Origin of the sequence: Nitrospirillum bahiense (assembly GCF_007828025.1) — a bacterium.
Lineage (GTDB): Bacteria > Pseudomonadota > Alphaproteobacteria > Azospirillales > Azospirillaceae > Nitrospirillum > Nitrospirillum amazonense.
Genome location: NZ_VITO01000043.1, coordinates 1 through 10,589, shown reverse-complemented (window position 1 = coordinate 10,589; position 10,589 = coordinate 1). Strand labels below are relative to the sequence as shown.

2 protein-coding genes are annotated in these 10,589 nt (G+C 70.2%); both read left to right on the top strand.

Going from position 1 to position 10,589, the window contains the following annotated elements; all coding sequences use genetic code 11:
* The first annotated feature begins 333 nt into the window (after positions 1–333).
* Positions 334–1,569, top strand: coding sequence for an MFS transporter (locus FBZ88_RS29980; protein ID WP_145620651.1), 1,236 nt, complete (start codon positions 334–336; stop codon positions 1,567–1,569).
* Positions 1,570–2,134: 565 nt separating this feature from the next.
* Positions 2,135–10,589, top strand: an 8,455-nt coding sequence (locus FBZ88_RS29975; RefSeq protein WP_186464670.1) for a non-ribosomal peptide synthetase, incomplete at its 3' end; no start/stop codon positions are given.

Genomic DNA, 10,589 nt, shown 5'->3' with positions numbered 1-10,589 from the left:
CGGTCCACTGCGCCTTCGGCTCCGCTCCCCGCCCACCCCCAGCACTGACAGTTCTACTTTGCGGGACACCCTGACACTTCTATCCGGTTGAAACAGGTATGTAGGCGGGGTGTAGGCGGGGTGGACTCAAAAACGAAGTGCGACTTTCCTTGGTTATCAGGGCTCTCAATGGTTTCCATCCTGGAGTGCTGAGGCCAGGGCCGTTACCCTGACGCGGGACCGGCGCGGCTTGGATCGGCGATGTGGAGAACCTCGGTGGATGACCTGAAGCCCGAGCCCCTGACGAGTCCAAGCGGTTCCTCGGCCGTTCCTTCAGCCGTTTCCCCGGGCTCGATGGCGATCGCGGCGGTGTCCACGGTGGTGGAGTGGTACGACTTCACGCTGTACCTCTATTTCGCGCCCGTCATCGCCCGCATCTTTTTCGGGGATGGCAAGGGGTCGTTGATCACCGCGCTGGCGGGATTCGCCATCGCCTACCTGCTGCGGCCGCTGGGGGCCGTGGCGTTCGGCCACGTCGGCGATCGCTTCGGGCGCCGGCGCATGATGCTGCTGTCCATGGCCATGATGAGCCTGGCGATGCTGGCCACGGCCCTGCTGCCGACCTATGCGGCCATCGGTGACGCCGCCGGGTGGCTGCTGCTGGTGCTGCGCTGTATCATGAGTTTCTCGGTGGGCGGGGAATATACCGGCGTCGTCGCCTATCTGCTGGAGGGGGCCAAGCCGCGGCGGCGGGGTCTGGTCACCTCCTGCGCCTCGGCGGCCAGCGAGGTGGGCGGACTGCTGGCTGTCGGCATGTCCGCGCTGACCGTGCACCTGTTGGACGCGACGGACCTGGCGTCCTGGGGCTGGCGCGTCCCCTTCCTGGTGGGGGCCGGGCTGGCGGGTGGCGTCTGGATAGCGCGCTCGGCCATGGAAGAGTCCCCGGATTTCGAGCGGCAGGCTGCGGCCGGGGCGGCGCCGGCCCGGCCCCTGGCCTACGCCCTCATCCATCATCGCGCAGGCATCTTCCGGTCATTCGCCATCTCCGCGCTGGGATCGATCACTTATTATGTTGGCATCACCTATGTTCCGGCCTTCCTCACCTCCACAGGGTCGCTGAGCGAAGACATGTCGCTGTGGCTGTCCACCATCGCCGCCGTGGCGGTCATCGCCGTGACGCCGGCCATCGGCGCGCTGTCGGACCGCGTGGGGCGCAGGCCCGTGCTGATCGGTCTCACCTTGGGAAGCGCGCTGCTGCCGGCGCCCCTGTTCTGGCTGATGGCGAGTGGGTCCACCAGCCGGGCCTTGATCGGGGCCATCCTGCTGGCGGCTGTGGCGGGCGGTGTCAGCGCGGTGGGTGCCGTGGCGACGGCCGAGCAGTTTCCCGGCGAAGGGCGGCTGACGGGCCTGGCGCTGGGGGCCACCGGGGCAACGGCCTTGTTCGGCGGACTGACACCCTTCATCGCCCACGCGCTGGTGACCCGCACGGCCTGGCCCTTGGTTCCCGGCGTCATGATCGCCCTGGTCGCCCTGCTGGTGCTTCCCGTCCTCATGCGGATGCGGGAAACCGCGCCCGGCAGCGGCGATTGAGCGCCGGGCCGGCGGCCCCCACCCTCTCCCCTTTCCACCCCGCTACACGTCACAGTTGCCGCCGATATCCCATCCCGGCGCACGCTTGCGCGGCTGGCGTGAGGTGCGTTGAGGCTATTGGATACAACGTGCCAGGGAAATAATCCTTGTGATGTTCAGCATGCCGCACTATACCCATGCCACCCATTAGTGCGGGCATCGGTTCCATGTTAATGCAACTTTTATGAACTTGATCGTTAACTTAGCCGACATACTGGGGCGCCCCTGCCGATTTAGCGTCATTATGTAAAACATCAAGATTTATTTATATAAATGCCTTAATTCGTTCATGGATGATCAACATATTCCGGAAAATCAATAAAATAGACCAACTCATAAATTAGAATATCGATTGGGTAGCGTGTACAAATTTCTAAATTTGACCGTTACGACGGGGAATTCTCCCGTCGTAACGGATGGTGTCTCTTTACCGTGTCCGACTATTCATCCAGAATTCACCGATGGTGTCCCTATGCCCGGGTCTCTTCTAGGCGCTAAAGCCATCAGAAACGTCGGTCTGTCACCGATGACGGGGCCTGCACGCGACCTTCAGCATTTCATCGCCATCGATCAGGCCTTTGACGGCCATGCTCAAAGCCGCCCCCATCATCCGGCGATCCTGACCGATGGCGGCATCCAGTCCGCCGCCGATATCAACCGAAAGGCGAACGTCCTGGCCGCCGCCCTGGCCGCCCGCGGCGTGGCGCCGGGCGAGGCGGTGGGGGTATTTGTGCACCGCTCTGCACAACTCCCGTTTGTGTTCCTTGCCATCCAGCGCGCGGGCGCCGTCTATGTGCCGCTGGCCGCCGACCATCCGCCCGCCCGCCTGCTGGCCATGGTGGAGGATGCGGCCATCCGTTTCGTCGTGGCCTTGGACAGCCTGGTACCGCCGGTGGAGGTCATGGACCGGCTGGCTGGGCTGTCCGGCGGGTTGATCGACCCGGTCACGGTCCTGGTCACCGAAGCCCGCGATGCGGCCCCTTTGTCGGTCCCGCGGCGGACGGCCGACGACATCGCCGCCATCCTGTTCACCTCCGGTTCCACCGGCCGGCCCAAGGGCGTACTGATCCGCCATGGGGGCATCGCCCATATGGCGCGCGGCCACGCCCAGGCGCAGGGGTTCCACCAGGACGACCGTTTCCTGCTGTCCAGCGCGCCGGGCTTCATCCTGGGCTTTCGAGAGCTGTGCCTGCCCCTGTATTTGGGCGCAGCCCAAGTGCCGGCCACCCGTGCTCTTCTGGATGATCCGGTGGCCCTGCTGGCGTTGATGGAGCGTCACGCGGTCAGCGTCGCCTCGTTTACCCCATCCTACCTGCGGTTGCTGGATGGTCGCGTGCCTGCCGGGCTGCGCTGCCTGATGACGGCGGGGGAGCGGCCCAACATCGCCGACGCCGTGCACTATGGTGCCCATGTCGCCTATTGGAACATGCATGGCGCGACGGAGGTGTGCGGTACCATCTGTCTGCTGCGCGTCACGCCGCAGGATTGGGCCGATGCCGACCGCCTGCCTAGCGGCCGGCCGTTCCCCGGCATCCGGGTCCTCATCCTGGATGGTGAGGGCAACCCGGTGCCCGCGGGTGAGGTGGGCGAGATCCATGTCCTGGGTGAGGGCTTGTCGCCCGGCTATCTGAACCAGCCGGACTTGACCGCGCGCACCTTTGTCGACACCGCCTTTGGCCGGGCGTACCGCACCGGCGACATGGGCCGCTGGCGCGAAGATGGTTTGCTGGAGGCGCTGGGCCGTCGCGACGATATGGTCAAGGTCTCCGGCCAGGCCGTGGCTTTGGCGGAGATCGAGCGCGCGCTGGCCCGACATCCCGGCGTCACCCATGCCAGCGTCGTGCTGGCGGATGGCGGGCTGGTGGGATTCGTGGCCGGCACGGTTTCGCCCGGCACCGACTGGACGGCCTATCTGGCGACCCTGCTGCCGGCCTACATGGTGCCGGCGCGGGTCATCACCCTGCCCCGTCTGCCCACCAGCAGCGCCGGCAAAATCGATCGCCAGGCCCTGCTGACGCTGGCCCGCGACCAGCGCTCGGCCCGTGTCGCGACGCCCGACACCCTGCCCCAGGGCGATTTGGAACAGGCTGTGGCCGGCGCCTGGCAGGCGGTGCTGGGCCCGGGCCTCATTCTACGCGACGATAATTTCTTCAGCCTGGGCGGTACCAGCCTGCGCGCCATCGAGGTGGCCCAGCGCCTGCAGGCGCTGGGCCACGCGGCCACGGTCCAGGACGTGCTGTCCACCCTGACGGTGCGCAGCCTGGCGACCCATCTGGCGGCCGGCGGAACCGTCACCGACGATGACGGCGCAGAGGACGAGGGACCCGCCACCGTGGGCCAGGCCGATTTCTGGCTGGCCCACCGCCTTGGCCTGGCGGGCGTGGGGCATCACGTCGTCCGGGTGCTCGAAAAAGCGGCGGGGCGGGCCACGGTCGAGGAATGGCGCACCGCCTGGCACGGCTTGGTCGCCGACCATCCCGCCCTTCGCACCGCCTTCAAAGAGCAGGCCGATGGTGGCGTCCATTGGCACACCGTGGCTGACCTGACGGCACCGGATCCGGTTCTCTGGGATTGTGCAGACGAGGGAGAGGCACGGAGCCGCTTGGCTGCCGCCGTCGCCGAGCCTTTCGACCTGACCCAGGCGCCGCTGGCGCGGGCCGGCCTCATCCGCCTGCCCACCGATGGAGGGCGCCTGCTGTTCTGGGTTGTGGCGCACCACGCGGTGGTGGATGGCCTGGCCATGGGCCGGTTGCAGGACGACCTGGCCCGCCGGCTGCGGGGCGACGACGCCGGCCCGGCCGCGCACGGCATCCGGGCCGCCGCGACGGCCGAGGCGCGCTACCTGGCCTCCCCCGCGCGGGGGGCGGATCAGCGCTATTGGCGGGACCAGTTGGACGTGGCGGCGACCGGCGATGACATCCTGGCGGATCTCGCCACCGACTATAGCCGCCCCGCCACGCCCCAACAGACGCCCGCCACCCCCCGCCACGCCATCATCCCCGCCGCCACGGCCCGGGCCTTGGCCCGGCTGGCCCGCGACGCGGAAACCAGCCTGCACGGCCTGCTGCTGGCCCTGCTGGGGTGGGAGGCGCAACGGCGCAGCGGCCGGCCGCGGGTCATCATCGGCAGTGGCTTTTCCATCCGCCCCTCGGGGGCTGAGACCGCCATCGGCCATTACGTCAATGTCCTGCCGCTGGTGCTAGGCGCCGGTTCGGACGGCACATTGACCGGCCGGCTGGCGGACAGCCGCGACACGCTGCGCGCCGCACTGACCCATGCCCGCTATCCCGGTAGCTGGATCGCGCGGGAGTTCCAGCAGCGCTGGCCCGGCCGCCGCGCGGCGGAACGCCCTGGCCTGTTCGACATCACACTGACGGCCAACCCACCCCCAGCCACGGAAGGTGCTCCGGATGGCGTGCGACGCCGTCCCCTGCCCGGCTTGGGCCTGCCGCCGCTGGCCGGTGTGGACCTGGCCTTCAGCTATGAATGGGCAGAGACGGCCGATGACCAGGCCAGCGATGATCTGCGCCTGGTCCTGCACTGGAATCCAGACGTCTATGCCGCCACGACGGCGCAAGCCTGGCTGGACAGCCTGGTGGCCTGGGCGGAATGGCTGGTGGCCGATTCCGACCGGCTGCGCCAGTCGCCCCCGGCCCTGCTGGCGCACGAGGCAGCGACGCTGGCGGCGTGGGAGTCTGGCCCGACCGTAGAGCGGCCGGCCGTCGGCGCCCAGGTCCTGTTCGAGGATTGGGCTCGGCGCCAGCCGGACGCCGCGGCCGTGGTGAGCCTGGAGGAAACCCAGAGCTACGCCGACCTGGATGCCGCCGCCAACGGCGTCGCCAACCGCCTGCTGGCCCTGGACCTGGGGCCGGATCGCGTCGTCGCCGTCCTCACCAACTGCGCGCCGGCCCTGCCGGCCGTCATTTTCGGCATCTGGAAGGCGGGGGCCGTCTACCTTCCCTTGGCCGCCGACCTGCCGGCGGAGCGCCTGGCCTACATGGCGTCCGATGCGGGCGCCAAGGTTCTGATCACCGTTCCCTCCGGGGACGGACGGACACCGCCGCCGGCCCTGCTGATGGGCCTCGGCCCCGTGCTGGACGCGGGCACCCTGCCGTCCGCCACCACCGTGGACCATGCCGGCGCCGGGCCGGACGACCTGGCCTATATCATCTACACCTCGGGAACCACCGGCCGGCCCAAAGGGGTCGCCGTCACCCATCGCGGCTACGTCAACACCATCCTGTCCCATGCCGGCACGGTCGGACTGACGCCCGCCGACCGTACCAGTCTGGTGGCGACCCCGGGCTTCGACGCCAGCCCTTGGGAGCTGGGCATGGCGCTGCTGAACGGTGGCGGCCTGGTGCCTATCAGCCCGGCGCTGCGCGATGATCCCTGGGCGCTGAAGCGCCATTACACCCGCCTGGGCGTCACCTGCGCCTTTCATGCCCCCTCATACCTGCGGGTCAGCGCCGAGACGCCGTTCCAGGGCCTGCGTATCCTAAACACCGGTGGCGAAGCGCCGCGCCACGGCGATGCCGCCCGGCATGGCCCCCCCCTCGCCTTCTGGAACGCCTACGGGCCCACCGAGACCGCCATCATCGTCACGATCGGCTTGGTGGAGGGCGATGCCGACCCGCGGCGCCCGTTGTCCATCGGCCGCCCCCTGGCCAATACCCGCGTCAGCCTGCGCCGGGCTGACGGTATGCCCGTGCCGCCAGGTGAGGTAGGTGAACTGTGGTTGGCCGGCGCCGGCGTGGCCCGGGGTTACCTCAACAACCCCGCATTGACGGCCGACCGTTTCGTCATGACGGACCAGGGCCGCGCCTACCGCAGCGGCGACCTGGGCCGCTGGACGGCCGATGGCCGCCTGGAACTGCTGGGCCGTATGGATCAGCAGGTCAAGCTGCACGGCCAAAGGGTGGAGCTGGGCGAGATCGAGGCCGCCCTGTTGACCCATCCGGCGATGCACCAGGCCGCCGTCCTGATCTCCGCCGATGCCGGGCACGTGGCCCTGCGCGCCTTCCTGGTGGCGAAGGACGACCAGGCCCTGCCCACCCGCGACGCATGGCAGGTCTGGTTGGCTCCCCGCCTGCCGGCGCACATGATCCCGGCCAGCTACACTCCCGTGGCCACCCTCCCCACCACCGCCAGCGGCAAGATCGACGGACGCGCCCTGCTGGCCCTGGCGCCGGCCCTGGAGGAAGGGACGCGCACACCCCCGGCGACAGCGCTGGAGGAATCGGTGGCTGGCGTCTGGGCCACCCTGCTGGCACCGGGCCTGACCGAGCGTGAGCCCCGCGTGGCGCGGGAGGACAATTTCTTCGCTCTGGGCGGCAACAGCCTGCTGGCCGTGACCATGGCGCACCAGTTGGCGCAGGCCCTGGGCCGCCCCGTGCCGGCGCGCGACCTGTTCATTGCGCCTACCCTCGCCCAATTCGCCTCCCGTCTGGCGGAGACGGAGATCGTCGCGGACAGTGCCGCGATCGCCGATGTGGACCCCACCCTGGCCACGCTGGGCGAACGGGAGTTTTGGCTGGCGGAGGCCGCCGGCCTCGACACCGGTCATTTCACCATGCCGCTGACCCGCCGTGTGGAGGGACCACCGCCGGACGCGGCGCGCTGGAACGCGGCCTGGCACGCGCTGGTGGCGCGGCACGGCGCTCTGCGCACGACCTTCGCCGCCGACGCGGACGGCGTGGTGCACCGGCATGTGGCCGCCCCTGGGGACGCTCTGGTCGCGGAACTGGAATTCACCACCGTTACCGACCGCGCCGAGGCCCTGGCCCACATCCGCGACCGTCAGTGCACGCCGCTGTCCCTGCGCCAGGCACCGCTGTACCGCGCTGGCGTCGTGACGGTCGCGGAAGGGGAAACCCTTTTTTGGCTGGCCTTGCACCATGCGGTGGGCGACGGCGCCTCGCTGGAGGTGCTGCTGCGCGACCTGGGCACGCTGTTGCGCGGGGATGAGTTCCGGGGCCCCGCCGTGGATGCCGTGGCATTGGCCCGGCAAGAGGTGGCCTACCTGGCCGGCCCCGGCGCCGCCCGCGATGCCCAGGCGTGGGGCGCGATCCTGCAGGCCCTGCCCGACGCGGCATTCGCGGAGTGGTCCCTGGACCATTCCCGCCGCCTGGATGCGCCCGCCCGCAGCCACCGGCTGGAGGCGGTGTTGCCCGCCCATCAGGCCGACGCCCTGCGCCGCCTGGCTCGCCGCGGCCAGGGCAGCCTGCACGCCCTGATGCTGACGCTCTTGGGGTCGGAAGTGTTCCGCCGCACTGGCCGTAGTGATTTCCTGATCGGCAGCACCGTATCCCTGCGTGAGGATGCGGCGGTGGCGGAGGCCGTGGGCTATGCGGTCACCCTGGTGCCGGTCGCTTTCCAGCTGACGCCCGACCAGGATCTCGCCAACCGTTTTGATATCGTAAGGAATGAGCTGGCGCGCGCGCTGCATCACGCCCGCTATCCCTTCGCCCGCTTGTGCCACGATCTGTGGCGCGAGCGCCCCGCCCTGCGCGACCCCGCCCGCTTCCCCCTGTTCGATATCGTCGTGACCGAAACGCCGGACCTGACCGGCACGCGTAACGCCGGCCAGGCGGCTACCGGTCTGGCGCGACTCAGCGCCGTTGAGGCTGGGGGCATTCACTATGAACTGGCGCCCCACGGGGCCGGCCAGGATATGGCGCTGTCGCATGAGGTCCTGCCGGACGGCAGCCTGGTGCTGAAGTGGCAGATGAACGCCGCCATCTATGACGTTGATACCGCTCATCATTGGTTGAAGGGCCTTCTGGACTTGGCCGCCTGGCTGGCGGACGATCCAGCCATGGACGGCGCCGTGCCCGCCGCGCTGCCGTCCGAGCAAGCGCTGCTGGCGCGCTGGCAGGCGGGCTCGGCCGTCTTCCGGCCCGATGCCCGCCCGGTTGACCTGATCGCCGCGCAAGCGGCCGCCCGGCCAGAGCATCCCGCCCTGATCCTGGCGGACGGGGCCGTGGTTTCCTACGCCGCGCTGCTGGGCCGCGCCAACCGGCTGGCGCGCGGCCTGGTGGTCCAGGGCGTGACGCCGGGCACCGTGGTCGCCGTCGTCGCGCCGCGCGGCGCCGCCGACCTGCCGGCGGTGCTGCTGGCCCTTTGGCAGGCCGGGGCGGTGTATCTGCCCCTGGCCGCCGACCTGCCGCCGGAGCGGCGGGAGTTCATGGCCCGCGACGCGGGCGCGGCCCATATCCTGGACCTGACGGCGGACGGGCTGGCGGCCCTGGAGCGGGCTGCCCAGGACGACATCGCCCTGCCACAGGGGCGGTCCAACGACACCGCCTACATCCTCTACACCTCCGGTTCCACCGGCCTGCCCAAGGGTGTGCGGGTGAGCCATGCCGCGCTGCTGAACACCCTGCTTGGCGTGGGCGAGGACTATGGCCTGACCGCTGACGACCGCACGCTGATGTTCGCCTCCCCGGCGTTCGACGTATCCCTATCCGACATCGGCTTGCCGCTGGTGTTCGGCGCCACCCTGTGCCTGGCGACGGCGGAGGTCATCGAGCGGCCGGCGGCCCTGCTGGACCTTATCCGCGATCGCGGTGTCACGGTGGCCGACCTGACGCCCACCTATCTGCGCCTGCTGGATGGCGCCCTGCCTGACAGCGTGCGCATCCTGGTGACGGGCGGCGAGGCGCCATTGGCTGGTGACGTGGCGCGCTATGGCAACCGCCTGCGCTACGTCAACGCCTACGGCCCCACGGAAAACGCCATCACCAGCACCATGGGCGCCCTGCCCGTGGCTGGGCTGGACGGCGTGCTGGCCACCGGCCGCCCCCTGCCCAACACCCTGGTGGAGATCCGCGACGCCGACGGCACCCTGGCGGCCCCCGGGGCGGTGGGCGAGATCTGGCTGGGCGGCCTGAATCTGGCGGAGGGCTATCTCAACCGCCCCGACCTGACCGCCGCCGCCTTCATCGGTGAGGGTGATCAGCGGCGCTACCGCACCGGCGACCTGGGCCGCTGGCGTGGCGGCCATGACGGCGACCTGCCGGTGCTGGAGGTGCTGGGCCGGCGCGACCATCAGGTCAAGCTGAACGGCATTCGCATCGAGTTGGGGGAGATCGAGGCGGCGCTGGAGGCCCACCCTGCCGTAGCCCAGGCCGTCGTGGCGCTGGAGGCCGCCCCCAATGGCGATCCCGGCCGCCAAAGCCTGTGGGCCTTCGTCCGCCCGCAGGCCGACGGTCCGCGCGAATGGTTGGCCCAGGGCTGGCGCGAGACCCTGGCCGGTCGGTTGCCGGCCTATATGATCCCGGCCGCGTTGCTGGTGGTGGACGCCATCCCCATGACCCCCTCCGGCAAGATCGACCGCGTGGCCCTGCGCGCCCTGCTGGCCCTGTCGGGCGCGCAGGCCGACGCCGGTCCGGTCGGCGGCCCGCCCCAGGGGCCGGTTGAGGAGCGCATCGCGGCGGCGTGGCGGGATGTGCTGGGCTGCGGCGCCGTGGGGCGGGAGGACGATTTCTTCCGCCTGGGCGGACACAGCCTGCTGGCCATCGCCGTGTCGCACCAGTTGGAGAAGGCATTCGGCCATCCGGTGCCGGCGCGCGAACTGTTCAGCGACCCCACCCTGCGCGGCTTCGCCCGCCGCGTGGCCCAGCTGGGCCAGGGCGAAACGGTGGTGGTCGGCCGCGGCAGCGATCGCGCCACCGAAGGCCAACGCGAGTTCTGGGTGGCGGAGGGCGCCGGGCTGGACACACGCGCCTTCACCATGGCGCTGGCCCTGACGGTCACGGGCGCCGTGCCGGATGACGCCGCCTGGCGCCAGGCCTGGGCCGCGCTGGTCCGGCGCCACGACGCCCTGCGCTGCCACTTCGAGGAGACCGGCGAGGACGTTCCGCGCCGTCCGGTGCTGGACGCGGACGCCGCCGGGGCGCTGGTCGATCGTCACTTCCTGGTCGAGACGGCGGCCGATGCCGAGGCGGCACTGGCCCAGGCGCGCGGCCATGCCGCCACGG